Origin of the sequence: Saccharothrix texasensis (assembly GCF_003752005.1) — a bacterium.
In the GTDB taxonomy this organism is placed as follows: Bacteria; Actinomycetota; Actinomycetes; order Mycobacteriales; family Pseudonocardiaceae; genus Actinosynnema; species Actinosynnema texasense.
This window is the reverse complement of sequence record NZ_RJKM01000001.1, coordinates 5,920,644-5,946,400: the sequence shown is the minus strand read 5'-3', so window position 1 is coordinate 5,946,400 and position 25,757 is coordinate 5,920,644. Positions and strand designations below refer to the sequence as shown.

At 71.3% G+C, this 25,757-nt stretch carries 24 protein-coding genes; 8 read left to right on the top strand and 16 right to left on the bottom strand.

Going from position 1 to position 25,757, the window contains the following annotated elements:
- Positions 1–99: 99 nt before the first annotated feature.
- Positions 100–4,104, bottom strand: a complete 4,005-nt coding sequence (eccCa, locus tag EDD40_RS26310; protein WP_123745300.1) for a type VII secretion protein EccCa — start codon at positions 4,102–4,104, stop codon at positions 100–102.
- Between the two features lie 308 nt (positions 4,105–4,412).
- On the opposite strand from eccCa, the gene eccD reads away from it, so the two are divergent.
- Together eccD and mycP are read left to right on the top strand one after the other, a co-directional pair.
- Positions 4,413–5,807: a type VII secretion integral membrane protein EccD gene (gene eccD, locus EDD40_RS26305; RefSeq protein WP_123745299.1), complete on the top strand. Its 1,395-nt coding sequence runs from the start codon at positions 4,413–4,415 to the stop codon at positions 5,805–5,807.
- A 7-nt stretch (positions 5,808–5,814) separates the two neighbouring features.
- On the top strand, positions 5,815–7,242 hold the full coding sequence (gene mycP, locus EDD40_RS26300; RefSeq protein ID WP_123745298.1) for a type VII secretion-associated serine protease mycosin: 1,428 nt from the start codon (positions 5,815–5,817) through the stop codon (positions 7,240–7,242).
- 111 nt (positions 7,243–7,353) lie between these two features.
- Here the strand turns inward: mycP and EDD40_RS42730 are convergent, their stop codons facing one another.
- The 3 genes from EDD40_RS42730 to eccB all read right to left on the bottom strand — a co-directional run bounded on the left by EDD40_RS42730 (position 7,354) and on the right by eccB (position 10,514).
- The gene (locus tag EDD40_RS42730) at positions 7,354–8,445 is read right to left on the bottom strand and encodes a WXG100 family type VII secretion target (RefSeq protein ID WP_211348240.1); all 1,092 of its coding nucleotides are present in this window, start codon (positions 8,443–8,445) and stop codon (positions 7,354–7,356) included.
- The gene (locus EDD40_RS26285; protein ID WP_123745297.1) at positions 8,445–8,801 is read right to left on the bottom strand and encodes a hypothetical protein; all 357 of its coding nucleotides are present in this window, start codon (positions 8,799–8,801) and stop codon (positions 8,445–8,447) included. Before EDD40_RS26285 ends, EDD40_RS42730 begins: the two co-directional genes overlap by 1 nt.
- A gap of 72 nt (positions 8,802–8,873) precedes the next feature.
- Entirely contained in the window at positions 8,874–10,514 is a 1,641-nt protein-coding gene (eccB, locus tag EDD40_RS26280) for a type VII secretion protein EccB (protein ID WP_123745296.1), read from the bottom strand.
- 131 nt (positions 10,515–10,645) lie between these two features.
- On the opposite strand from eccB, the gene eccE reads away from it, so the two are divergent.
- The 4 genes from eccE to EDD40_RS26260 all read left to right on the top strand — a co-directional run bounded on the left by eccE (position 10,646) and on the right by EDD40_RS26260 (position 15,268).
- Positions 10,646–11,983, top strand: a complete 1,338-nt coding sequence (gene eccE, locus EDD40_RS26275; RefSeq protein ID WP_123745295.1) for a type VII secretion protein EccE — start codon at positions 10,646–10,648, stop codon at positions 11,981–11,983.
- 65 nt (positions 11,984–12,048) lie between these two features.
- Positions 12,049–12,702: a hypothetical protein gene (locus EDD40_RS26270; protein WP_238598838.1), complete on the top strand. Its 654-nt coding sequence runs from the start codon at positions 12,049–12,051 to the stop codon at positions 12,700–12,702.
- A 248-nt stretch (positions 12,703–12,950) separates the two neighbouring features.
- Positions 12,951–14,513 (top strand): S8 family peptidase, encoded by a 1,563-nt coding sequence (locus EDD40_RS26265; RefSeq protein ID WP_123745294.1) that lies wholly within the window; start codon positions 12,951–12,953, stop codon positions 14,511–14,513.
- 149 nt (positions 14,514–14,662) lie between these two features.
- The gene (locus EDD40_RS26260; protein ID WP_148088916.1) at positions 14,663–15,268 is read left to right on the top strand and encodes a Uma2 family endonuclease; all 606 of its coding nucleotides are present in this window, start codon (positions 14,663–14,665) and stop codon (positions 15,266–15,268) included.
- A 45-nt stretch (positions 15,269–15,313) separates the two neighbouring features.
- Here EDD40_RS26260 and EDD40_RS26255 read toward each other — a convergent pair whose 3' ends face one another.
- A complete protein-coding gene (locus EDD40_RS26255) occupies positions 15,314–16,381 on the bottom strand; it encodes a glycosyltransferase family 4 protein (RefSeq protein ID WP_123745292.1) in 1,068 nt (355 codons plus the stop codon).
- A gap of 49 nt (positions 16,382–16,430) precedes the next feature.
- On the opposite strand from EDD40_RS26255, the gene EDD40_RS26250 reads away from it, so the two are divergent.
- Together EDD40_RS26250 and EDD40_RS26245 are read left to right on the top strand one after the other, a co-directional pair.
- Positions 16,431–17,168 (top strand): PIG-L deacetylase family protein, encoded by a 738-nt coding sequence (locus EDD40_RS26250; protein ID WP_123745291.1) that lies wholly within the window; start codon positions 16,431–16,433, stop codon positions 17,166–17,168.
- Positions 17,165–18,121: a lysylphosphatidylglycerol synthase domain-containing protein gene (locus EDD40_RS26245; protein WP_123745290.1), complete on the top strand. Its 957-nt coding sequence runs from the start codon at positions 17,165–17,167 to the stop codon at positions 18,119–18,121. Before EDD40_RS26250 ends, EDD40_RS26245 begins: the two co-directional genes overlap by 4 nt.
- Here EDD40_RS26245 and truA read toward each other — a convergent pair.
- The 11 genes from truA to map form a co-directional block, all read right to left on the bottom strand.
- On the bottom strand, positions 18,069–18,878 hold the full coding sequence (gene truA, locus EDD40_RS26240; protein WP_246037819.1) for a tRNA pseudouridine(38-40) synthase TruA: 810 nt from the start codon (positions 18,876–18,878) through the stop codon (positions 18,069–18,071). The two genes, EDD40_RS26245 and truA, sit on opposite strands and share 53 nt — an antisense overlap.
- Positions 18,879–18,937: 59 nt before the next feature.
- On the bottom strand, positions 18,938–19,528 hold the full coding sequence (gene rplQ, locus EDD40_RS26235) for a 50S ribosomal protein L17 (protein ID WP_123745288.1): 591 nt from the start codon (positions 19,526–19,528) through the stop codon (positions 18,938–18,940).
- Between the two features lie 58 nt (positions 19,529–19,586).
- On the bottom strand, positions 19,587–20,639 hold the full coding sequence (locus EDD40_RS26230; protein ID WP_123745287.1) for a DNA-directed RNA polymerase subunit alpha: 1,053 nt from the start codon (positions 20,637–20,639) through the stop codon (positions 19,587–19,589).
- 142 nt (positions 20,640–20,781) lie between these two features.
- The gene (gene rpsD, locus EDD40_RS26225; protein ID WP_053718426.1) at positions 20,782–21,387 is read right to left on the bottom strand and encodes a 30S ribosomal protein S4; all 606 of its coding nucleotides are present in this window, start codon (positions 21,385–21,387) and stop codon (positions 20,782–20,784) included.
- Positions 21,388–21,410: 23 nt separating this feature from the next.
- Positions 21,411–21,818, bottom strand: coding sequence for a 30S ribosomal protein S11 (gene rpsK, locus EDD40_RS26220; protein WP_015105236.1), 408 nt, complete (start codon positions 21,816–21,818; stop codon positions 21,411–21,413).
- Positions 21,819–21,861: 43 nt separating this feature from the next.
- Positions 21,862–22,242: a 30S ribosomal protein S13 gene (gene rpsM, locus EDD40_RS26215; RefSeq protein ID WP_123745286.1), complete on the bottom strand. Its 381-nt coding sequence runs from the start codon at positions 22,240–22,242 to the stop codon at positions 21,862–21,864.
- 222 nt (positions 22,243–22,464) lie between these two features.
- Positions 22,465–22,578 carry a 50S ribosomal protein L36 gene (gene rpmJ, locus EDD40_RS26210; protein WP_010148647.1) on the bottom strand — a complete coding sequence of 38 codons (114 nt, stop codon included), beginning with the start codon at positions 22,576–22,578 and terminating at the stop codon, positions 22,465–22,467.
- 53 nt (positions 22,579–22,631) lie between these two features.
- Positions 22,632–22,853, bottom strand: a complete 222-nt coding sequence (gene infA / locus EDD40_RS26205) for a translation initiation factor IF-1 (RefSeq protein ID WP_005166804.1) — start codon at positions 22,851–22,853, stop codon at positions 22,632–22,634.
- Positions 22,854–23,014: 161 nt separating this feature from the next.
- Positions 23,015–23,644: a DUF1707 SHOCT-like domain-containing protein gene (locus tag EDD40_RS42725; RefSeq protein WP_246037818.1), complete on the bottom strand. Its 630-nt coding sequence runs from the start codon at positions 23,642–23,644 to the stop codon at positions 23,015–23,017.
- Positions 23,645–23,687: 43 nt separating this feature from the next.
- Positions 23,688–24,143, bottom strand: a complete 456-nt coding sequence (locus EDD40_RS26195) for a DUF1707 SHOCT-like domain-containing protein (protein WP_148088915.1) — start codon at positions 24,141–24,143, stop codon at positions 23,688–23,690.
- 813 nt (positions 24,144–24,956) lie between these two features.
- A complete protein-coding gene (gene map, locus EDD40_RS26190) occupies positions 24,957–25,733 on the bottom strand; it encodes a type I methionyl aminopeptidase (RefSeq protein ID WP_123745284.1) in 777 nt (258 codons plus the stop codon).
- Between the last annotated feature and the right edge of the window lie 24 nt (positions 25,734–25,757).

Genomic DNA, 25,757 nt, shown 5'->3' with positions numbered 1-25,757 from the left:
CGTGCGTCAGCGACGAGCGCCGCGACCGGCGGCGGCGGGGCCCCGGAAACACGGGAAGGCCCCGCCGGAGCGAGGCCTTCCCGTCGTGCGCGGTACCCGTCAGTCCGGGTCGATCCACGCCAGCTGGACGCGCTGCTGCCCCAGCTTGCGGGTGACCAGCGTGCCCCGGCCGGGAGGCTGCGGCGACGCCTTGAGGTTGCCCACGATCGCCCCTTCCTCCTTCGAACCGGAACCCACCATGATCGGCGCCGAGATCTCCTTGAGCTTGCCCAGGATCGGGTCGTACATCGCCCGCGACGCGCCACCCATGCGCCGCACCGCGATGATGTGCAGGCCCACGTCCTTCGCCTGCGGGATGAACTCCGCCAGCGGCTGCAACGGGTTCTGCGAACCCTGCGGCGCGACCAGGTCGTAGTCGTCCACGACCACGAACAGCTCCGGGCCCTTCCACCAGGACCGGTTCTTCAACTGCTCCTGGGTGACGTCCGGGCCGGGCAGGCGGTTGGCCATCGACCCCCGCACGTCCTTGATCATGTCCGTGAGCTGGGCCGAGGACACCGCGTAGGACAGCAGGTGGTCGGTCTCGATGTAGCCGAGCATGGTGCGCCGGTAGTCGACCAGCATGATCAGCGCCTCGGACGAGGTGTAGCTGGTCATGATCCCGCGCACGATGGCGCGCAGCAGGTTCGTCTTGCCCGACTCGCCGTCGGCCAGCGCCATGAAGTGCGGGTCGGCGTCGAAGTCCAGGTACACCGGCGCCAGCTCGTCCTCGTTGACGCCGATCGGCACCAGGTGGCCCCGGTTCGGCCGCTGCTGCTGCACCTGGGCCATGAAGTCGTGGTAGGGCAGCAGGTCGGGCAGCAGGCGGACCTGCGGCGCGCGCGGGCCCCGCCAGGCGTTGCTCACCTTGGCGATCATGTCCTGCACGCCCGCCGCCACGTTCTCCGCGTCCGACGAGGCGTCGATGCGCGGCAACGCGGTCAGGAAGTGCAGCTTCTGCGGCGACAGACCGCGACCCGGGCGGCCCGGCGGCACGTTGACCGCGACCTTGCGGTCCACCTCGGACTCGCTGACGTCACCGAGGCGCAGCTCGAACCGCGTGCCGAGCAGGTCCTTCATCGCGGGCCGGATCTCCGCCCACCGGTTCGCCGCCACCATCACGTGCACGCCGTAGGACAGGCCCTGCGCGGCCAGCGCCTGGACCGCGGGCTCCAGCGCCTCGAACTCCTGCCGGAAGTTCATCCAGCCGTCCACGACCAGGAACGCGTCGCCGAAGTTGTCGTCGCGGATCTCGCCGCGCCGCCTGCGGTTGCGGAACTCGACCATCGAGTCGATGCCCTGCGCGCGGAACCGCTGCTCGCGCTCGGTGATCAGGCCCGACAGCTCGGCCACCATCCGGCGCGCCTTGTCCACGTCCAACCGGCTGGCGAACCCGCCGACGTGCGGCAGGTTCTCCAGCGACGCCAGCGTGCCGCCACCGAGGTCGAGGCAGTAGAACTGCACTTCCTGCGGCGTGTGCGACAACGCCATGGACGTGATCAGCGTGCGCAGCATCATCGACTTGCCCGACTGCGGACCGCCGACGATCGCGCCGTGGCCGGCCGCGCCGGAGAAGTCCGCCCACAGCAGGTCGCGCCGCTGCTCGAACGGCTTGTCGACCACGCCGAGCGGCACCTGGAGCTTGCCGTTGGAGAAGAAGCCGGGCGCGGTCAGGCCGCGGTCCTCGGTCGCCTGCAACGGCGGCAGCAGCGTGTCCAGCGACGGCGGCTCGTTCAGCGGGGGCAGCCACACCTCGTGCGCCGGCGGGCCCTGGCCCACCAGCCGCTCGACGATGACCTCGAGCTCCGAGGGCTCGTTCGAGTCCTCTTCCTTCTTCTCCTGCTTGACGGGCTCGATCGGCTTGATCGGCTCCTTGGGGATCTCGATGTAGTCCGGCACGAAGTAGCGCGGTCGCTTGTCGCTGGTCACCGGCGCGGACGGGCCCGCGACCTGCAACCCGGCCGGCCGGTAGGGGCCGGACACATACAGCGCCTTGAACCGGGTCAGCGGCGAGCCCTGCACGCCCAGGTACCCCGAGCCCGGGATGGGCGGCAGCTCGTAGGCGTCCGGCACGCCGATCGCGGCGCGCGACTCGGCGGCGGAGAACGTCTTCAGACCGATCCGGTAGGACAGGAACGTGTCCAGGCCCCGCAGCTTGCCCTCTTCCAGCCGCTGCGACGCCAGGAGCATGTGCATCTGCAGCGACCGGCCGACGCGGCCGATCTGCAGGAAGATGTCGATGAAGTCCGGCTTCGCCGTCAGCATCTCGGAGAACTCGTCGATGCAGATGAACAGCGCCGGCAGCGGGTCGAGGTCGGCGCCGTTCTCCCGCGCCTTCTCGTAGTCCCACACGTTCTTGTAGTTGCCCTTGGCCAGCACTTCCTGGCGCCGCGACACCTCGCCGGCGATGGCGTCCTTCATGCGGTCGACGAGGGTCAGGTCGCCCGCCAGGTTGGTGATCGTCGCGGCGACGTGCGGGGCCTTGTCCAGGCCGAGGAACGTCGCGCCACCCTTGAAGTCGACCAGGATCATGTTGAGCGAGGTCGACGAGTGCGTCGCCAGCATGCCCAGCACGAGCGTGCGCAGGAACTCGGACTTGCCGGAACCGGTCGCGCCGATGCACAGGCCGTGCGGGCCCATGCCCTCCATCGCGGCTTCCTTGATGTCCAGCTCGACCTGCTGACCGAACTCGCCGATGCCGAACGGCACCCGGTAGCGGTCGCGCACCGGCCGGGGCCGCCACGCCGCCTGCACGTCGAAGGTCATCGGGTCGCCCGGGATGCCCAGGAACTCCAGCAGCGGCGGGTTGTTGCTCATCGACAGCGGGTCCTCGTCGCTGCCGCCCGCGTCCACGCCGCCGATCCGGTACGGCGACAGCCGCCGGGCCAGCGCCTCGGCCTCGACCACGCTCAGCCAGTCCGGCGCGCCGAACCACTCCACGCCGCTGGCGCTGCGCGCGCCGAGCTTGCCGTCCTCGATCACCAGCCGCAGGCCGCGACGTGCGGTGAGGTTGCCCAGGGACTCGGACAGGTCGAACAGCGTGACGCCGACCAGCCCCTCCTCCAGGATGATCTGCTCTTCCCGGGTGACGTCGCCGTCGTCGATCAGGATCACGATGTGCGGCTGGTCGGCGGGCGGCGGAGCGTTGCGGGTGAACCGCTGCCGGTCGCGCAGCTGCTCGTCCAGCATCTGCTCGACCTCGGCCAGCGAGCCCGCCATCATCCGCATCTGCCCGATGCCGTCGACGATCGCCGGGTGCTGCACGTGCGGCAGCCACTTCATCCACTCCCACTCGGCCTTGGTGCGGCCGGTGGTGACGACGGCGACCAGCAGGTCGTCCGGCGAGTGGAAGGTGACCATCTGGGCCAGCAGGGCGCGGGCCAGGCCGCGCTTCTCCTCGATCTCGCCCAGCAGGCCGACGGCGGCGAAGCCGCGCAGCGCGATGGAGATCGGCAGGTCGGGCACCAGCGAGTGGGCGCGCACGAACCGGCGCAGCGCCAGCGTCGCGATCGGCTCCAGCTCCTCGACCGGACCGGTCTGCGGCGGCACGAGCCGGGTCGCCAGCCGCTGCGAGCCGCGGCCCGCGCGCAGGTGACAGAAGTCGGGGTCGTTCTGCCGGCGCTCCCACATGCGCCGGGTGGTGGCCAGCGACCACAGCATCTGCGGGTCGGGGTGGACCCACTCGCGCTCGGCGCGCTGCTCGTTGGCGGCCTCGCGGGCGCGGTCGCGCATCTGGCCGAGGTAGCGCAGGTAGTCCTTGCGGTCCTCGTTCATCTCGGCCTTCTTCTGGCCCTTGCCGCCGCCCATGCCGCCGGCCATCATGCCGATGGTCGAGACCAGCATCATGCCGGGCATGATCATCGCAGCGGGGCTGCGCCCGCTGTAGCTGAACATCAGCACCATCATGCCGACGGACGACACGATCATGACGACGGGCATCGCCTTCATCATGATGTTGCCGGGGATGACCCGCGGCACCTCGGGCGGCGGTTCGAGGTGGACCTCACCGCCCGGCGGGCGGGGAGCGGCGAGGCGTGCCGTGCGCTTGAACTGCAGCGTGCTCACCTGACAGGCACCTCTTCAGCGTCGATCCGTAAACGTTCAGCCCGACTGCGCTCGAAATCCCGATCCGGGCGTGTGGGCCCGCCACAGTCGCACCGACACTATGGCGCATCGGAACCCCGCACGACGGGGGGTCGGGCAAATCCGCGGCCAACGTGTTGTGACGTGTTGCGCGGAACAGCCCAGCCGCGACGCCCACTGCCCCCATACTGGGTCGGCTCCTCCGCAGGGGCGGGCCGAAGCGCGTCCGACCGGACCAATAGGGTCGGGACGGACCACAGCACACACTCATCAGGACTTAGGGGGCGCTGGTGGCGACCGGAACGACGGTGTTCAGCCGGGTGACGGTGGTTGCGCCGCGAACGCGTATCGACGTCGCGCTGCCCGCCGACGTCGCGGTGGCCGACCTGCTGCCGATGCTGCTGGACATGGCCAAGGAGGCCACTCCGGACGGTGGCGTGCGACACGGCGGTTGGGCGTTGGCCAAGCTGGGCGAGGGCCCGCTGGACCCCAGCCGCACGCTGGCCTCGCTCGGCGTGGTCGACGGCGAGCTGCTGCAGCTGCGCAAGCGCAACGAGAACCCGCCGCCCCCGCTGTACGACGACGTGGTCGACGCGATCGCCGAGTCGGACCCGGACAGCTTCCGCCCGTGGACCAAGGACACGGCACGCCGCTACGGCCACCTCGCGGGCGCGCTGGCGCTGGTCACGGCCGCCATCGCGGTGCTGATGGCCGGACCGCTCGCGGGCGGCGGCAACCTCGTGCCGGCGATCTGCGCGGGTGTGATCGCCATCGCGTCGCTCGTCGCGGGCGCGGTCGTGGCGCGGTCCTACAACGCCACCGGCACGGGCGTGCTGGTCGCCGCGGCGGGCGGGCTCCCGATGGCCTACGTCGCGGGCCTCTACATCGTGCCCGGCGAGATCGGCCGGCCGAGCCTGCTGCTGGCCAGCGTGCTGGTGCTGATCTTCGCCTCGGCGTCGATCATGCTGATCGGCCGCGGCATCACGGTGTTCATCGCCGCCGCCACGGCCGGCGCGCTGAGCGGTCTCGCGTTCCTCATCGGCATCTTCGTGGACCACCCGGTGCAGGGCATCGCGGCGGCCACCGCGGCGGTCTCGCTCGCCGCCCTGTCCGTGCTGCCCCGGTTGACGATCCAGCTGGCCAAGCTGCCGCTGCCGACCGTGCCGGGCAGCGCCGAGGACCTCAAGGAGGACACCGGCTTCCCGGAGTACTCCGTGATCGAGCGGCGCACCGCCAACGCGCACGAGTACCTGACCGGCATGATCATCGGCTGTGGCGGCGTCGCCGCCCTGTTCGCCGTGATCGCGGCGGGCGACGGCGCCATCTGGGGCCCGCTGCTGGCGATCGTGGTGACGCTGGTGCTGCTGCTGCGCGGCCGGGCCTACGCCAACGGCGCGCAGGCGGTGGCGCTGCTGGCCAGCGGCATGGTCGCGGGCGCGGGCGTGCTGCTCGGGTGGCTGGTGCAGTCCACCCCCGGCGACCGGCTGCTGTACGTGTTCGGCACCCTCGTGGTGGTCGGCGCGGGCGCGCTGGTGCTCGGCGTGATCTTCCCCAACCAGAAGTTCTCCCCGGTGCTGCGCCGCACGGTCGACGTGCTGGAGGCCATCCTGATCGCCGCGGTGCTGCCGCTGGCGCTGGCGGTGATGGACCTCTACGTGGCCATGCGCCAGCTCATCCCCGCGTGAGGCCGTGATGCGCATCCGCAAGATCGCCGCCCTGACCGCGGCGGCGGTCACCCTGGTGACCGCGCCCGGCGCGCACGCCCAGCCGTCGACGACGACCCCGGCCGCGCCGGCCCGGCTGAACTCGCAGCCGCCGCCGGTGGACCGGTCGTTCCTGCGCGCGCCCGAACCGCCCGTCGAGGACGTCGACTACCAGCCGAAGACGCAGTGCATCACGTCCAACACCGGCGACCGCCCCATCCCGAACAAGCCGTGGGGCCAGATGCAGCTGCGCCTGGAAGAGGCGCACCGGTTCGCCACCGGCAAGGACATCAAGCTCGCCATCATCGACACCGGCGTCAACAAGGACCACCCGCGGTTGCAGGGCCGGGTCGTGGCGGGCGGTGACTACGTGGAGACCGAGAAGCGCGGCGTCAGCGACTGCGACGGCCACGGCACCGAGGTCGCGGGCGTCGCGGCGGCCAGCCGCGACGAGGCGACCGGGTTCGTCGGCGCCGCGCCCGAGGCGACCGTGCTGGCGTTCCGGCAGACCAGCAACAGCTTCAAGTTCGACGACCCGAAGAAGCAGGACAACCGGCCGTCCGCGGGCAAGGTCGGCACCCTGGCGAAAGCCATCGTCTCGGCGGTGGACCAGGGCGCGAGGGTCATCAACATCTCGCTGACCGCGTGCGCCCCGCCGGCCGAGCCGAGCAGCGGGGAACGCGAGCTGCAAGCCGCGATCAGCTGGGCGGTGAACGACAAGGACGTCGTCATCGTGACCGCCGCGGGCAACATCGACCCGGACAGCGGCTGCCAGGGGCAGAACGACGGCCAGGACCCGAACCGGGTCAACGTGGTCGCCTCGCCGCCGTGGTACGCCGACGACGTGCTGTCCGTGGCGTCGATGAACGCGGAGGGCGGCGTGTCGCCGTTCTCGGTGTGGGGCCCGTGGGTCAGCGTGGCCGCGCCGGGCGAGAACATCGTCACGCTCGACCCCGCGGGCAAGGGCCTGACGAACGCGAACTTCGAGAGCGGCCGGCCCGTCCCGATCCAGGGCACGAGCTTCGCCTCGCCGTACGTGGCGGGCGTGGTCGCGCTGGTGCGCGAGCGGTTCCCCGACCTGACCGCGAGGCAGGTCATGAACCGCATCAAGTCGACCGCGCAGCACCCGGGCAACCCGAACGGCCGCGACCACAAGATCGGCTACGGGATGATCAACCCGGTGGCCGCGCTGACCGCCGAGCTGCCGCTGGAGGAGTCCGGCGCGAAGCAGGCGGCGCCGGAGCAGCTGATCACCAACCTGGGCCCGCTGAACCCGCCGAGCAGCACGCCGATGATCGTGGCGCTGTCCGGCACGGGCGCGGGCGTCGGCCTGCTCCTGCTGACGATGTTCGTCGTGCACACCGTGAACCGCAACCGCGCCAGGCGCCTCCCGGCCCCGAAGCGCTCCGTGATCTAGACGACGTGCGGGAGGGCCGCCCAGCGGCCCTCCCGCGTGTCCTACGTTCAGAACGCGCGTGTCCTACGTTCGGAACACCCGAGTTGAACGCTCAGAACGCGCGCGGGCCCGTCAGTCCTCGCCGAGCACCGGCGGGGCCGACTTCTTGGGCTTGCCGAAGACCTGCTCGGTCGAGCCGGCCAGCTGGACCTTCGACTTGTGATCCTTGTCGCCGCCCTGCTGGCCGCCGGCGCCCATGCCGCCCATCATGCCGCCGCCCATCATCCCCGCGCCGCCCGCCGCCGGAGCGGACGGACCACCCGCCGCGGCGGCCGCCGGACGTGGGGCGGACTCCGTCGGCCGCGGCTCGGCCACGCCCGTCGACCCGCCCGGCTGCATCCGCTCCGCCGACTCGCCGCCGGGCACACCACCGGGCACCCCGCCGCCACCGCCGGGCACGCCACCACCACCGGGCACGCCGCCGCCACCGGGCACGCCACCACCACCGCCCGGCACGCCGCCGCCACCGGACCCACCGGCGGCGGCCGGCTTCGTCCCGGCGGGCGGGGTGGCCGCCGGCTCCGGCGCGGCCGGTTTCGCCGGCGCGGTGAACGACCAGTCCTGCTCGGGGTACCTGTGCTCCATCTTCACGTCGGCGAAGTCGTCCGAACCGGACACGCCGTCGCACAGCCGCAGGAACGCCTCCAGCACGTCCCGCACGGACTCGTGCAGCTCCTTCGCCGGGTCGTGCAGCTCGTCCAACGCCTCCACCACGCGCCGGTCGCCGTCCACCGGCAACGCCGCCGCGCCGGACACCGCGTCGGCCGCCTCGGCGAACACCCGGGACATGTCCTGCACGATCCCGCGCACGCCCTCGGCGGTCTGGTCCAGCGCCTCGGCCATCGCGTGCATCGCGTCGGACATGTCGTGCCCGGCCAGGCCGACCTTCTGCATGTGGTCCACGAACGCGTCCGCGTCCTTGCCCTGCCACGCCGAGTCGAGCTTGCCGAGCGGCTTGGTCAGGTCGCGCGTCACGTGCTCGGCGACGAGGCCGGCCTTGCGCCAGCGCTCGGCCTCCTCGTTCAGGTCGTTCCAGTCGCCCAGGACCGGCGCGAAGTAGTCCGCCACGAGGTCGCGCACGCCCAGCCGCCTGCTGATCCCGGACAGGTAGTCGAGCTCCGGCCCCACCTCGGCGGCGATCTGCCTGCCGTCCTTGCCCCGCATCAGCTCAACCCCGCCCGCCGGTCGACCGCCTGGATCAACGCCACCGCGTCGTCGTCCTGGGCGCCGTAGTGCTCGGCCACGTCGTGCAGGCCCTTCGCCGCGGACGTCAGCACCTCGCACGCCCGGTCGAGCTGCTGGTGGAGCAGCCCCGCGGCCCGGCCGTAGGCCTCCGCGCTGCGCAGCGTCCGCCCCAGCTCGCCGAAGCTCTGCGGCCGCATCGGCGCTTCCCTGAGCTCGGACCGCGCGCGGGTCAGCTCCTCGGCCGCCTCGTCGACGCGCTTCGCGTACAGCTCCAGCCAGCGCGGGTCGACCGAAACCTGCCTGCCGCCCGCCGGCCCGCGTGTGACCTCGTTCACCCGGACACCTCCTGCTCCCTCTGACGGGAACCGGCCCACGCCGGTTCCCCCAAAGGGCTCAGCAATACCGGCTCAGCCGCCCTGCTTCTGGGCCTTCTCCTCGGGCAGCAGGCCGTTGTTCTTCGGCACCGGGATCGAGTCCCAGCTGCGGGAGGCGTCGTTGCGGTTGAGCTGCGGCCCGTTCGGCAGCAGCCGCAGGATCGACTCCGGTCCGGGGGAGAACCCGTCCACGCCGAGGCCCAGCGCACCGCTGGTGGTGGTGTCCGGGACGCCGTACTTCACGCCGCGGCCGGTGATCAGGTGGATCGGGCCGCTGTCGAAGTCCTGGGTGGACGTCGCGCTGCGCACCACGGCCGACTTGCCCGGCGCCATCACGAACTGGCTGACGACCTCGCCGGTCGCGCCGACCTGGTTGATCTCCACCGGCACCACGCCCGACGGGATCGGCAGCGACGGCGCGATGGTCACCTTGGTGTGCTGCGACCTGTTGTCCGAGGACACGTTCTGCGCCTGCCAGCCGAGGCAGATGACCCGGTTGTTCTGGTTCGGCTCCAGGACCTCGGGCACGTCCGGCGGGTAGTCGGCGAAGTCGAGCAGCTCGACGGTCGGCGCGCTGTTGGTCCGCGCGATGTCGACCAGCTTGGGCTCCGCGCCCTGCGCGTAGGCCGCGCGGAGCAGGTCGGCCGCGGCCCGGCTGATCTTCTGCAGGCCGTCCTTGAGCGCCACGTGGAACTCGGAGTCGGCGCCGGAGCGGCGGACCTCGATCACGGCGCCGATCTTCAGGTTCTCGCCCTGGACGTAGGTCACGTTCTGGCCGCGGCCCGGGATCTCGGGGGCCACCAACGGCTTCGCCTCGGGGATCGCGTTGAGCAGGCCGGAGCTGATCGCGCGCGGCTTCTTCTGGCTCAGGTTCAGCGCCGTGCGGACCTCGGCGTTGGTGAGGTCGACCTTGGCGCGCACGGTGGACGTCGAGGTGATCTTGGAGTTCACCGGCGCCTTGTAGATCAGGTACGCCTGCTTGTCGTCGGTGCCCGCGCGCACCAGCAGGGCGCGGTTGCCGTCGAGCAGCTCGCCGCCGCCGCTGAAGCCCGCGAGGACGGTGGTGGTGAACTTGCCCGGCGCGGACGGGTCGTTCAGCGACTCGTCCAGCTGCAGGGTGTCGCACACCGACCAGTCCGGGCCGACCCGGTCGGCGGGCTTGGGCAGCACGTCCGGCCCGTCGGGGATGCCGGTCAGCCGGCCCTTGGGCAGCTTCGCCAGGGCCTTCTCGCTGACCAGCTTCGGGTCGCCGCCCGCGACCTGCGGCCCCACGTTCACCTGGCCCGCCGCCGCGTCGCCGCCCGCGACCGCCGCCTGGCCCTTGTCCGGGTTCGACCGCTGCAGCAGCAGCAGCCGCGCGGAGGCGAGGTTCGTCATCGGGATCAGCGTCTTGGTCGTGCCGACCGTGTGCACGACGTAGACCTGGCCGGTCTCCTTGGAGATGGCGATCTGCGTCTGGTCGTCGACCTGCGGGTCCGGTGAGAAGAAGCCGAAGATGAGGAAGCCGAGCAGCCCGATGACGCCGAGCAGGACGCCCACCGCGGTCGCGCGCGAGTGCGTGCGCATCGGGTCGTGCAGCATCACCGCGTCTCTGCGCACCAGGGCGGACTGCATCCTGCGCAGCACGAAGCGGTAGGCCTGGACCTGTGACTTGGTGGTGGGTGTTGATGCCATTCTCGGCTCGCTGCTCTCCCAGTCGCGGTACGGTCTGCACGATAGCCGGACGGCGGGTGGTCCGTGTGCGGGTTGGTCAGACCCGGTCGGTCCCCACCCGGCGCACGCCGACGGAAAGAGAACCAGAGCGGATGTCCGTGACCACCCCACATCCGGGCCAGCCCAACCCCGCCATGGCACGCGCGCAGGCAGCCGGGGGCGCCGTGCGCGCCGCGCTGCTCCGGGCGCGCCGCCGCACCGCGGGCGCGAGCCTGGGCTCCCTGCCGGTCGCCAACCTGGTCGTGCTCGAGGTCGGCGTCGCCATCGGCCTGGTCCTGCTCGCCGTCGGCGCCACCGGCGACACGGTCGCCCCCGTGCCGATGTACGTCGCGGGCGGCATCGTGCTGATCGCCCTGATCATCGCCTTCACCAGGTCGCGGGGTCGCTGGCTGACCCAGTGGATCGGCCTGGTGGTGCGCTACAGCTTCCGCTCGCACGGCCGCACGGCCAAGCGCACCGGCCCGGTGGAGATGAAACCGCCGTCGGAGGAGGAGTCCTCGGTCATCGGCCCGGACGACCCGCGCGTGGCGTTGCTGCGCCTCGCGGTGCCGGACCTGGTGGTGGCACGGGGCGTCGACCACGAGCGCCGGCCGCTGGGCATGGCCTGGCACCAGGGCGCGTGGACCGCCGTGCTGCTGGTCGACCCGGCGCCGGGCCTGATCACCGCCGTGGGCAGCGCGCCGTCGCTGCCGCTGGGCGCGCTCGCGCCGACGTTGGAGGACCGCGGTGTGGTGCTCGACGCGATCTCGGTGATCTGGCACTGCTACCCCGGCAGCGCGGCGCTGCCGTCGAACTCGCCCGCGCTCAACTCCTACATGGAGGTGCTCGGCCCGCTGCCCGCCGCGGCCCGCCGGACCACGTGGATCGCGGTGCGGCTGGACCCGCGCCGGTGCGCGGCGGCGATCCGGGAGCGCGGCGGCGGCGTCGTCGGCGCGCACCGGGCGTTGATCGGCGCCCTGTCCCGCGTGCGCAACGCGCTGGAGTCGACGGGCGTGTCGATCCGGCCGCTCGACCCCGACGAGCTGATCCGCGCGGGCATCTCGGCGGCCGAGCTGACCTCGGTGGCCGGGTCGAACAACTCGGTGTCGTTGCGGGAGAAGTGGTCCGGTGTGACGGCCGGTGGCGTCGGCCACGCCAGCTACGCGATCACCGGCTGGCCGTCCAAGGGCATGCGCCACAACCTGAACGCGCTGACCGGCGTGCGGGCCCTGTCCTCGACGCTGTCCATGACGATCTCGCCCAGCAGCGAGCAGGGCCAGGTCGGCCTGCGCGGCATGGTGCGGGTGAGCGCGCGGACGCCGACCGAGCTGAACCGCGCCGACGACCGGCTCAAGGCGCTGGCCGACAAGCTCGACATCACGCTGACCCCGTTGAACGGCCTCCAGGTCGCCGGGCTGGCCGCGACGCTGCCGCTCGGAGGTGTGGCGTGAGCAACTCCCGCTTGTTGGACTCGCAGGGCAAGGGCGTGGCGCCGGAGTTCCTGGTGTCGCCGCAGATGCTGGACGTGGTGAGCCCGTCGGGCGACCGCGGCGGCATGGTGCTCGGCTCCGGCCTTCAGGGCGAGCCGCTGACGATCTCGGTGCTGCGGTCCGCGCCGACCCGCATGGTCGTGGTCGGCGGGCTGTACCTGGCGCGGCAGATCGCGCTGCGGGCCATGGCGACCGGCGCGTGGATCACCATCGCGACGGGTCGCCCGGCCGCCTGGCAGCCGGTGGTGCGCGCGGCGGGCGCGGGCGCGGACGGCCGCCCCTCGCCGCTGGTGCAGCTGCGCCGGCTGAGCCCGGTCGAGCTGCCGCGCCCGTCGGAGGACAGCCCGCTGCTGGTCGTGCACGACGGCGGCCACGTGCCGCAGGAGTTGTTCCCGCCGCGGTCGCCGTGGCAGACCACGATGTACGTGCTGCCCTATTTGCACCCCCAGGCGGCGACCACCGCGAATTCCGCGGACCTCGTGCTGCTGCAACGGCTGCCGGTCGGGCAGGCCCAGTTGGCGTCGCAGATCTGGCGGCTGCCGCCGCAGATGGCGCACCAGCTCACCACGCTCAAGGACGACCAGGTGATCGCGCTCGGCACGAACCTGTGGCGGCCGTTGCGGCTGGTCACCACCCCCGGTGAGCAGCAGATCCTCGGTGCGGTCCGCCGCGGCGACTGACCCGCGCGCGACCGCCGACGTGCCCCCGGACGAATGTTCGGGGGCATATTTCTTGTGTGCGGTCCAGTGACTGTCCGCATCCATTCGTTCACAGCCCGACCAAAACTGTGGACGAGCCGTTCGCCGGTTGATGCGGATAAATTCTTGCGCCCCACCCGCGCAGCGAACTAGGAACAACTCACCGTGCCCGGTCGGTCGCGGGGGCGACACCGACCGGGCGCCCACCCTGCGAAGAGGAGACCCCCGTTATGGCAGACGTTCGCGCGTCCTGGACGAGACGGTTGGCCGGTGTCGGGCTGGCCACGGGCACGGCGTTCGCGGTCACGGCCGCACTGACCACCTTCAGCTCCGCCGCCACCGAGGCCAAGATCATCGGGTTGGGCGCGCCCAACGCGGTCAAGGACAGCTACATCGTCGTGCTCAAGGACATGAGCACGAGCAGCGTCGCCACGCTGAGCGACAAGTACCGGGCGAACGTCAAGCACACGTACACGAGCGCGCTGCGCGGCTTCTCGGCGACGATGACCGAGCTGCAGGCCCGCAAGCTGGCCGCCGACCCGTCGGTGGCCTACGTGCAGCAGGACGGCGAGGTCTCGATCTCCGCCACGCAGGCGCCGACCCCGTCGTGGGGCCTGGACCGGATCGACCAGGCCGCGCTGCCGCTGGACAACTCCTACACCTACCCGAACGAGGGTGAGGGCGTCACCGCCTACATCATCGACACGGGCATCCGGTTCTCGCACAGCGACTTCGGCGGCCGCGCCGTGACCGGTCGCGACACCGTCGACAACGACGCCGACGCCACCGACTGCAACGGCCACGGCACGCACGTCGCGGGCACGGTCGGCGGCACCAAGCACGGCGTGGCGAAGAAGGCCAAGCTGGTCGGCGTGCGGGTGCTGAACTGCGCGGGCTCCGGCACGTACGCGGGCGTCATCGCGGGCATCGACTGGGTGACCGCGAACGCGGTCAAGCCCGCGGTCGCGAACATGTCGCTCGGCGGCGGCGCGGACGCCACGGTCGACCAGGCCGTGCGCAACTCCATCGCGTCGGGCGTGACCTACGGCCTCGCGGCGGGCAACGAGAACGGCGCGAACGCGTGCAACGTGTCGCCGGCGCGCACGCTGGAGGCGATCACGGTCGGCTCCACGACCAACACCGACGCCCGGTCGTCGTTCTCCAACATCGGCACCTGCCTGGACATCTTCGCGCCGGGCACCAACATCACCTCGGCCTGGTACAGCAACGACACCGCCACCAACACGATCAGCGGCACGTCCATGGCGACGCCGCACGTCGTCGGCGCGGCGGCCGTCTACCTGGCCGCGAACCCGACCGCCACGCCGGCGCAGGTGCGCGACGCCCTGGTCAACGGCGCGACGAACGGCGTGGTCGGCAACGCGGGCACCGGCTCGCCGAACAAGCTGCTGCGCCTGGTCGGCACGTCCACCCCGCCGCCCGGCGGCTGCCCGGCCAAGACCAACGCGACCGACGTGGCCGTGCCGGACCTGGGCACCGCGTCCAGCCCGATCGCGGTGACGGACTGCGGCGGCAAGGCCGGCGCGTCGGCCACCGTCGAGGTGCACGTCAAGCACACGTACCGGGGTGACGTGGTGGTCGACCTGGTCACGCCGAGCGGCGCGGTCAAGCAGCTGAAGGTGCAGTCCGGTTCGGACAGCGCGGACAACGTGGACGCCACGTACACGGTGAACCTGTCGTCCGAGGACGCCAACGGCACCTGGCAGCTGCGCGTGCGTGACGCGTACAGCCAGGACACGGGCTACATCGACAGCTGGACCCTCGACCTGTAACCGGCCCCGCCCGGTCCAGTCGCGCCACCGCGGCCCCTCGCCTTTTCCACCGGCGAGGGGCCGCTCGCGCATTTCACCTGATCAGGAGCGGTGTCGCCCCCGTGGGGCTGTGGCAGGGTCATAATCGAGTCGATCGAGGAGGTGGACCCGTGTCCGCAGCTCTGCGAGAAGACCCTCAGCCGCCGGAGGGTCCGATGATCGGCCCGCACACGATCGAACACTGGCTGGCCCTCCCTCCTGCGGAGGACGGGTCGCGCACCGAGCTGATCTTTGGACACCTCCACGTGAGTCCCGCACCTTCCGGCGAGCACCAGTACGTAGCCGGTAACTTGATCCACCCGCTTAAAGTCGCCCTCGCAGCCGCTGAGCGCCCCGGGCTCTACGTCGTCCCGGCGGTGAACGTGAAGATCTCGTCGGCGTGGCGCATCGCCCTGATCCCGGACCTGGTGATCCTGAACCAACGGCCCGAAGGCGTGATCTTCCCGCCGGAGGCGGTCGTCGTGGCGATCGAGATCTGGTCGCCCGGCAACCAACGCGCCGAGCGGGAGACGAAAGCGCTCGCCTACGCCGAAGCCGGGGTTCCGTTCCTGTGGACGATCGAGCAGGCGAACAAGTTCCACGACCTGAGGCTCACCGCGCACCGGCTCACCGAGGGCAGGTACGTCGTGGAGAACGTCCTGGAGGCGGGAGCGCCGGTGACCATCACCGCCGCGCCGGTCCCGATCACGCTCGACCTGGCCGCCCTCACCATCTAGCCCTCACCATCTAGCCCTCACCATCTAGCCCTCACCACCCAGCGCTCACACCCGGGACGCGCACGAGCGGAGGGCGGTCAGGACCCGCGGCCACGTGCAGTGGGTCGGTTCGGTGCTCCGGTTGTGCGCGGCGATCCGCAGGCGTTCCTCCCGGTCGTCCGCCAGGCGGGCGATCGCCGAAGCCAGGTCGTGCGTCAGCAGCCCTTCCACGCCGTCGCGCACGAAGTCCGCCACCCCGGTCCCCGGCCGCGCGACCACCGGCACCCCCGCCGTCCGCGCTTCCAGCGCCGCCAGCCCGAACGCCTCCTGCGACGCCGCGTTCACGAACACGTCCGCCCCGGCCAGCAGGTGACCCACCGCCGGCCGGTCGAGCCGGCCCGGCAGGCTCACCCACCCCAGGCCGTGCCGCTCGACGTACCGCCGCAGGACAGCCATCTCCGGCCCCACCCCGGCCACCGTCGCCCGCAGCGGCACGTCGGCCGACACCTCGCGCAACGCCCGCAGCAGCACCATCGGCTCCTTGCGGGCCGCGAGCCGACCCACCGACACCACGTGCACCGCGTCGTCCGGCCGCCGCGCCGCCGACGCCCGCCACGCCGACGGCACGATCCCGTTCGGCACGACCCCCACCGGCAGCCCCGGCGCCACCGCCCGCACCCGCTGCGCCGCGGCCCGGCTCACCGCCGCGACCGCCACCGGCGCGGAGCTCCACGACGCCAGCCGGTCCAGCGCCCGGTAGCACCGCTGCACCACCGGGTCCCACATGCTGTGCACGACGACCACCGCCGGCAGTCCCAGCCGGGCCGCCGACCGCACCCCCGACCACGCGAACGGCGAGATCGCGCCGACGTGCACGTGCACCACCGACGGCGACAGCGAGGCGATCAGCCGGTCGAGGCGCGAACCCGCCCACGGGTGCACGGGCACGTCCCACGGCAGCCGCACCGCGATCCGGTGTACCGAGTACCCGTCACCCGGTGACGCGTTCCTGGTCGCCGTCACCACGTGCACGTCCGCCCCGGACCGGGCCTGCGCCGCGGCCAGCCCGGCGACCTGGACCTCGATCCCGCCCAGGCGCGGCAGGAAGCAGTCGGTGACGTGGACGATCGACAAGTGCCCTCCCGTCAAGCCGCCGAACGGAGCAACTGACACTCTTGCACCCGTGAGCCGAACGTGCGTCTTCTTCCACGCCCACCCCGACGACGAAGCCCTGCTGACCGGCGGCACCATGGCGCGCCTCGCCCAGGAGGGGCACCGGGTCGTGCTGGTCGTCGCCACCGCGGGCGAACAGGGGCTGAGCACGCACCGCGCCGATCTCGGCGCGGTCCGCACCAAGGAGGCGCACGCGTCTGCCCGCGCGCTCGGCTGCGCCCGCGTGGAGTTCCTCGGCTACCCCGACTCCGGCCTGGACGGGCGGCACGGGTTCGCCCGCGCCGACGTGGGCGAGGCCGCCGGCCGGTTGGCCGAGCTGCTGCACGAGGAGCACGCCGACCTGCTCACCGCCTACGACCCCCACGGCGGCTACGGCCACCCCGACCACGTCCAGGTGCACCGGGTCGGCACGCTGGCCGCCGAGCTCGCCGGCACCCCGCGCGTCTGGGAGGCGACGGTCGACCGCACGTGGCTGTTGCGCGGGCTGCGGCTCGCCCGGCTGGTGCGCGGGTTCGACCTGGCCCCGTTCGAGCACGCCTACACCGCCCGCACCGAGATCACCCACTCGGTGGACGTCCGCCGGTACGCGCACGTGAAGCGGGCCGCCATGGCGGCGCACGCCACGCAGACCACCGGCGGCGAGTCGACCCGCACCCTCGCCGCGCTGCTCAAACTGCCGCCGCCGCTGTTCAACGTGGTCCTGGGCACCGAGTGGTACGTCGAGCGCAAACGATTGCGAGCACGGTGAGGCGGTGGTCGCGCATCGCCGCGTCGCTGGCGTCACTGGGCCTGGCGGCGTGGCTGGTGGTCGCCCTGGTGCCCGCGGTGGGCGGTGTGGCGTGGACGGCGGTCGCGGAGCAGCTGCGCGCCGTCGGACCCGGCACGGCGCTGGGGTTGACCGCGCTGTGGCTGGCCGGGCTCTGGGCCTACACCTACGTGCTCACCGCCTCGCTGCCCGGCCTGAGCCACGTCCAGGCGTTCAGCCTGAACGCGGCGGGCAGCGCGGTCAGCAACGTGCTGCCGTTCGGCGGCGCGGCCGGGGTGGCGGTGACCGCGGTGATGGCGTCGAGCTGGGGCCACTCCGCGCGGGCGATCACCACGTCGGCGATCGTCACCGGCCTGTGGAACGCGCTGTCCCGGGCGGCGCTGCCGCTGCTCGCGCTGGCCGTGCAGGGCGCGGCGGTGATCGGCGGCGGTGTGCTGGTCGCGGCGGTGGCCACGGCGGTCGGGGCGGGCCTGGCCGTGGTCGTCCTGACGCGCCTGCGCTGGTCCGGCAAGCTCCTCGGCGGTCGGGCCACCCGGTTCCTGCTGCGGCTGCGCCGGCAGACCGGTGAGGTCGTGCGGGCCGGGTGGTGGCGGATGACCGCCGGCATGCTCGCCTACCTGCTGCTGCAAGCCGTGCTGCTGTGGTGGTGCCTGGCCGCCGCCGGCGTCCACCTGGGACCCGGGCCGACGGTGGCGGCGTTCGCGGTGAGCAGGCTGCTCACGCTGGCCGTGGTCACGCCCGGCGGCGTCGGCGTCACCGAGAACGGCACCATCGCGTTGCTGGTCGGCCTGGGCACGCCCGCCGCGCCGGCCGTGGCGGGCGTGCTGCTGTTCGCGTTCTTCACGTACCTGGCGGAGATACCGCTGGGCGGTGTGGCCTGGCTCAGCTGGTCGGCACGCCGGTCGCGGTCACCGCGCCGCGCACGTTCCGCGTGACGGCGGCCCGCGCGGCGAGCTCGTCGTCGGCCGGGTAGTCGACCCGGACCAGCGACAACCCGTGCGGCGGCGCGACCGTGACCTCGCTGGACCGCGCGGTCAGCGTCAGCAGCGACGCGGGCCAGCCCACCGGCTTGCGCCCCTCGCCCACCGCCAGCAGCGCGCCGACCAGGCTGCGGACCATCGAGTGGCAGAACGCGTCCGCGGACACGTGCGCGGTCAGCACGGCCCCGTCGCGCACCCACTCCAGGCGTTGCAGCTCGCGGATCGTCGTCGCGCCCTCACGCCGCTTGCAGAACGCGCAGAAGTCCCGTTCGCCCAACAACAGCCGCGACGCGCTGTTCAACGCGTCCAGGTCCAGCGGACGCGGCCAGGCCAGCGTGTCCAGCCGCCGCAACGGGTGCGCCCCGGACGCGGCATCGGTGACCCGGTACTCGTAGTGCCGGCGCAACGCGGCGAACCGGGCGTCGAACTCGGTCGGCGCCACCCGCGCCGAGAACACCCGGACGTCCGGGGGCAGCGCGCGGGCCAGGCGCTTCGGCAGGCCCGCGACGTCCACCGAGGCCGGCAGGTCGACGTGCGCCACCTGCCCCGACGCGTGCACGCCCGCGTCCGTGCGCCCCGCCACGGTGAGCTGCACGTCTTCGCGCAGCACCGTCGACATGGTGTCCTCCAGCACCCCGCACACGGTGCGGCGGTCGGGCTGGCGCGCCCACCCGGAGAACCCGGTGCCGTCGTAGGCCAGGTCCAGTCGCACACGAACGAGCCCGTCGTCCCCAGCGGGAACGACGGGCTCGTCGGTGAAGTGCGCGTCCGTCAGGACTCGTCCTTCTTGTCCTCGGCCTTCGGGGCCTCAGCGGCCTCGTCCGAAGCGCCCTCGGCGGGCTCCTCGGCGGCGTCCTTGGTGGCCGACTCGGGCGCGTCCGCGTCCTGGTCGGCGTCCTCGACCTTGGTCTCCTCGGTCGTGGCCGCCGCCGTGTCCTTCTTGGGGGTGGCCTCGTCCTTGGCGAACTTGGTCTTGCGGGCGCGCTCCGCCTCGGAGGTGACGGTGGACTCCGCGATCAGCTCGATCACGGCCATGGGGGCGTTGTCGCCCTTGCGCGGCAGCGTCTTGGTGATGCGGGTGTAGCCACCGGGGCGGTCGGCGAACTGCGGGCCGATCTCGGCGAACAGCTTGTGCACGATGTCCTTGTCGCGGATCACCTTCAGGATCTCGCGACGGTTGTGCAGGTCACCGACCTTCGCCTTGCTGATCAGCTTCTCGGCGTACGGGCGCAGCCGCTTCGCCTTGGCCTCGGTGGTCGTGATCCGACCGTGGGTGAACAGGGACGTGGCCAGGTTGGCCAGCATCAGCCGCTCGTGGGCCGGCGAGCCCCCGAGACGGGGTCCCTTGGTGGGGGTGGGCATCGAATTGCTCCTCGGATTTCTTTCTGATCCTCTGCTCCGGCCCGGCCGCTAAGCGACCTCAGAGCTGCTCGGTCTCCGCGTAGTCCTGGCCGTCGTCGTGGGTGTCCACGGCGGTGTCCGTGCCCCAGCCTTCGGCGGGGTAGTCGGACGCGGCGGCCGACGGGTCGAACCCGGGGGGGCTGTCCTTCAGCGCGAGGCCGAGACCGACGAGCTTCATCTTGACCTCGTCGATCGACTTCGCGCCGAAGTTGCGGATGTCCAGCAGGTCCGCCTCGCTGCGCGAGACGAGCTCGCCCACGGTGTGGATGCCCTCGCGCTTGAGGCAGTTGTAGGACCGGACGGTGAGGTCCAGGTCCTCGATCGGCATCGCGAACGCCGCGATGGTGTCCGCCTCGGCGGGCGAGGGGCCGATCTCGATGCCCTCGGCGTCGACGTTCAGCTCGCGAGCGAGACCGAACAGCTCGACCAGCGTCTTACCGGCCGACGCGACGGCGTCGCGCGGTGTGATGGACGGCTTGGTCTCGACGTCGAGGATCAGCTTGTCGAAGTCGGTCCGCTGCTCGACACGGGTGGCCTCGACCTTGTAGGTCACCTTCATGACGGGCGAGTAGATCGAGTCGACCGGAATGCGGCCGATCTCGGCGCCGGCCTGCTTGTTCTGCACGGCGGGGACGTAGCCGCGACCGCGCTCGACCACGAGCTCGATCTCCAGCTTGCCCTTGCCGTTCAGGGTGGCGATGTGCAGGTCGGGGTTGTGCACGGTGACACCGGCCGGAGGCACGATGTCGCCCGCGGTCACCGCGCCCGGCCCCTGCTTGCGCAGGTACATGGTCACCGGCTCGTCCTCCTCGGAGCTGACGACCAGCTCCTTGAGGTTGAGGATGATGTCGGTGACGTCTTCCTTCACACCGGGGACGGTCGTGAACTCGTGCAGCACACCGTCGATGCGGATGCTGGTCACGGCCGCGCCGGGGATGGACGACAGCAGGGTGCGGCGAATCGAGTTGCCGAGGGTGTAGCCGAAGCCCGGCTCCAGCGGCTCGATGACGAACCGGGAGCGGGTCTCGTTGACCGCTTCCTCGCTGAGCGAGGGACGCTGGGAAATCAGCACTGGGTTCTTCCCTTCTCACCCCGACGCCCGCTATTTGACGTCGTGGAAGCCGGTCGCGGAGACCGGCAAACGCATGCGGCACACCATTTCGCGCCGCCGCGGGACCCGACTGGAGGGGCCGCGGACGGCCCCTCCAGGAGGATCACTTCGAGTAGAGCTCGACGATGAGCTGCTCGGTGACGGGCGTGTCGATCTGCGCCCGCTCCGGCAGCTGGTGGACCAGGATGCGCAGGTTGCTCTGCACGACCTGGAGCCACGCCGGGATCGGCCGGTCGCCGAAGGAAGCGCGCGCGGCCTCGAAGGGCAGCGTGGGCAGCGACTTCGGCTTCACGTCGATGATGTCGAACTTCGACACCCGGAAGCTCGGGATGTTGACCTTCTGGCCGTTCACGATGAAGTGACCGTGGCTGACCAGCTGGCGGGCCTGACGACGGGTGCGCGCGAGACCCGCGCGGTACACCACGTTGTCGAGCCGGGACTCCAGGATCTGCAGCAGGTTCTCACCGGTCTTGCCGGGACGACGAACCGCTTCCTCGTAGTAGCGCCGGAACTGCTTCTCCAGGACGCCGTACGTGTAGCGGGCCTTCTGCTTCTCCTGCAACTGCAGCAGGTACTCGGACTCCTTGATCCGACCGCGGCCGTGCTGGCCGGGCGGGTAAGGACGACGCTCGAACGCCTGGTCCCCGCCGACGAGGTCGACCTTGAGACGGCGCGAGATGCGAGTGGCCGGTCCGGTATAGCGAGCCATAGTGTCTTACTCCTCCCCGTGCCTCAGACCCGGCGCCGCTTGGGCGGGCGGCAGCCGTTGTGGGGCTGCGGGGTCACGTCCTGGATGGTGCCGACCTCGAGGCCGGCGGCCTGCAGCGAACGGATCGCGGTCTCCCGGCCGGAGCCGGGGCCCTTCACGAACACGTCCACCTTGCGCATACCGTGCTCGGCGGCCTTGCGGGCGGCGTTCTCGGCGGCCATCTGCGCGGCGAACGGCGTGGACTTGCGAGAGCCCTTGAAGCCGACGTGGCCGGCGGACGCCCAGCTGATCACGTTGCCCAGCGGGTCCGTGATGGACACGATGGTGTTGTTGAACGTGCTCTTGATGTGCGCCTGGCCGTGCGAGACGTTCTTCTTTTCCTTGCGCCGGACCTTCTTGACCCCGGCGCCCGTGCGGGACTTGGGTGGCATGTCTGGGTGAACTCCTACTTGTCAGAGCTGGAGACGCGAGGTCTTACTTCTTTCCGGCCTTCTTCTTGCCGGCGACGGTCTTCTTCGGACCCTTACGAGTGCGCGCGTTCGTCTTGGTGCGCTGCCCGCGGACGGGCAGGTTGCGACGGTGGCGCAGCCCCTCGTAGCAGCCGATTTCCATCTTCCGGCGGATGTCGGCCTGAACCTCGCGGCGGAGGTCACCCTCGACCTTGAAGTGGTTCTCGATGTAGTCCCGCAGCTTCGTCAGGTCGTCGTCGCCGAGATCCTTCACCCGGATGTCCGGGGAGATCTCGGTGGCGGTCAGCAGCTCCTTCGAGCGCGTCCGACCGATGCCGAAGATGTAGGTGAGCGCGATCTCCAACCGCTTTTCGCGGGGGAGGTCGACGCCAGCGAGTCGTGCCATACGGCGCTTGCTCCTAACAGTGGTGTCGCTCCAGGTCTGCTCCTCGCCCGATCCCGGGACTGACTCGCTGTGTCAGTTCCGGTCGCTCTCGCGACCGGTGTCCCGGCCCCGGCCTGGAGTCCGGGGGTGTGCCGCGCGCGGTGCTCAGTGCGCGGCAGGTGCGAGGAGGCTTACTCGTGGTCGCGTCCGGTGAAGACTCGACTCGTGCTGGTCGTGCTCCGCTCAGCCCTGGCGCTGCTTGTGGCGCAGGTTCTCGCAGATCACCATGACCCGGCCGTGGCGGCGGATCACCTTGCACTTGTCGCAGATCTTCTTGACGCTCGGCTGGACCTTCACGCCTGAGCTTCTCCTGCGTCAGCCGACGTGCCCGTGCTGGGGCGCGTCGGAGGTCACTTGTAGCGGTAGACGATGCGCCCGCGGGACAGGTCGTAGGGCGAGAGCTCCACGACAACCCGGTCCTCAGGGAGGATGCGGATGTAGTGCTGACGCATCTTGCCGCTGATGTGTGCCAGGACCTTGTGACCGTTCTCCAGCTCGACGCGGAACATCGCGTTGGGGAGCGGTTCGACTACGCGGCCCTCGACCTCAATGGCCCCGTCCTTCTTGCCCATGTCCTCCGCGTTTCGTGACGGTGGGTGTTACTTCTGAAGTGGGGGCACGCGGCACCCCGACTCCTCCAGGCCCTTGCGAACCCTGGCCACCTCCGGGGAGGAAATCCCCGGGCATGGCGGAACCGGCGCGACGTGTGCGCCACCGTTCCATAGTACGCGGGTCAGCTCGAACGCCCAAATCGAGCCTGGTGACCGACCAGCAGGAGCAACCCCCACGGTCCCGCGACCCAGATCCACCAGGGGTAGACGGCCTCGCCCAGGGAGAGGCTGATGATGCCCCAGATGAGGAAGTTGACGAAGCTCGCGGCGAACCAGGCGCCTGCGATCACCTTAGCCGTCGTGCTCCAGCGTCGTCGCTCCGGTGGTGGTGCGTGGTGCGCGCGGGTCGGGGGTTGGTAGGACGTGCGAGGTTGATAGGACGTGTGGGCCTGGTACGACGCGTGGGCCTGGTACGACGTGCCGGGCTGCTGCGGCGAGTGGGGCTGCCGGGCCGAGTGGGTGTCGTGCGGCGAGCGAGACGTGCGGGGGCCGTGGGGCGCGTCACGGGGCAGGTCCGCGGTCAGCGCGCCGAGTTCGGCGTACGTGCCCGCTTCGTAGACGGCGCGGGTGCGCTCGTCGAGCTCGGCCAGGGTCAGCCTGCCCTCGGCGTGGGCTCGGGACAGCACCTCGACGGTCGCGGCACGGTCGTTGTCCACCGCGCGGGTGAAGGACTCGAAGGACTCGGGCTGCTCGTGGGGCTCGTGGGGCTCGTGGGGCTCGTGGGGCTCGTGGGGCTCGTGGGGCACGGTCACGTCGCCACCTCCCTGCCAGTCATGCTACTCACCCGTAACAGCGTTACCGTTGCGGGTGAGTGCTCCACCAGAGGACTCCGAGGACGGCTCCAGGTGGCACCGCGACCCAGAGGAACCACGGGTGCACGAAGCCGTCGCCGCCGAGCAGGCTGACGAGCAGCCAGAGGGCGAGGTTCAGCGCGCTGACGCTCAGCCAGATCGTGCTGAGCACCTTCAACGCCTTGCGCCCGCCGCTCGTTCTCACCGGTTCGGGTGCGGGCAGCACGACCGAGGTGATCGGGGTGGGCAGCTGGGCGGACGTGTGGAACACGTTCGGCAGGTCGACGGTGAGGGCAGCCAGGTCACCTCGGGTCTTGGACTCCCAGGTGCGCACCACCCGGGCGTCGAACTCGGCGAGGTCGAGGCTGCCGTCGGCGTGGGCGCGGTGCAGCCACTGCTGGACCAGTTCGCGTTCGGCGTCGGAGGCCCGCATGTCCTCGGGCCGCACAGGCTGGGTCACCGGTCAATGGTGACGGGGAGGGGTGGGGTTCGGACATGGTGCTAGCCCCCGTTCGAGAGGTTCAAGAGTTCGAGAGGTTCAAGAGCTGTAAAAGCTTCCAAAGCATGTCCTCGCCGGACGGGCAGATCAGCAGGATGACCCCTCGCCAGGCGGTTCTGTGCCGGGCCCGTCGTTGGTCCGGGGTACGTGTCATCCCGCCGACCTCCACAAGGGCTACCACACGTATCAAGGGGGGCCGGCCCCCAGTGAGAGCCGTAGCCATCGGTGAACCCGGCCCCCCTTGACACGCGTGGCAGGGCTGCGCCAGGTCGGCGGGATGACACGAACCCCTCCTCTGGGGAGAAGAGCCGGTCAGTGGACCGACAGCGACCGGCCCGCGGCGACGGACCCGGATCAATCCCCGTCGACCGTCACCCGACCCGCTGTCAGTGCCAGGACGGTTTGCATAATCGAGGGGTTCGTGTCATCCCGCCGACCTGGCTTTGCCCTACCGCGCGTGTCAAGGGGGCGTTGTCCAGCACTGGCCACGGCGTCGACTGGGGGCGCCCCCTTGATACGTGTGGTAGCCCGGAGGGAGGTCGGTGGGATGACACGCACCCCGGACCACAACGGACCCGGCACAGAACCACCTGGCAAGGGGTCATCCTGCTGATCTGCCCGTCCGGCGAGGACATGCTTTTCAAGCTCTTCAGCCCTCCCCCAACCCCACCCACGCCAAACGCCGGTGAGCCCGAGTACGGGCCCACCGGCGCAGGGAGTCGAGAAGATCAGTCAGCGACCGAGCTGACGACCAGGAGGACCAGGAGGACCAGGTCAGTCACCGTCGAGAGCGGTCAGCACCCAGGGCCCGTCATCGGTGATGGCCACCGAGTGCTCCCAGTGCGCGGCGCGCGAACCGTCAGCGGTGATGACGGTCCAGCCGTCGTCCAGCTCGACGGTCCGCTCGGTCCCCAGCGTGAGCATCGGCTCGATGGCGATGGCCATGCCGGGCTTGAGGCGCGGCCCCTTGCCGGGCTTGCCGTGGTTCGGCAGGAACGGGTCCATGTGCATCTTCGTGCCGATGCCGTGGCCGCCGTAGCCCTCCACGATGCCGTACTCGAAGCCGTGCTCCTCGCCGGCGAGGATGGTGGCCGACTCGATCGCGAACGAGACGTCGCTGAGCCGCGCGCCGGCCACGGCCGCCTCGATGCCGGCCAGCATGGACGCCCGGGTGGCCTCGGACAGCTTCAGCTCCGCGTCGGTCACCACGCCCACGGGCAGGGTGATCGCCGAGTCGCCGTGCCACCCGTCGAGGATGGCGCCGCAGTCGATCGAGATCAGGTCACCCTCGGCCAGCACCTGGGTGCGGCTGGGGATGCCGTGGACCACCTGCTCGTTCACCGACGCGCAGATCGACGCGGGGAACCCGTGGTAGCCCTTGAACGACGGGATGGCGCCCGCGTCGCGGATGTTCTGCTCGGCCAGCTCGTCCAGCTCGGCGGTGCTGACGCCGGCCTTCGCGTGCGAGGCCAGCAGCGCCAGGGTGCGCGCCACGACCAGCCCGGCAGCCCTCATGGCTTCGAGCTGGTCGCGGCTCTTGATCTCGATCATGCGGTCCCGACCGGGGACGACCCG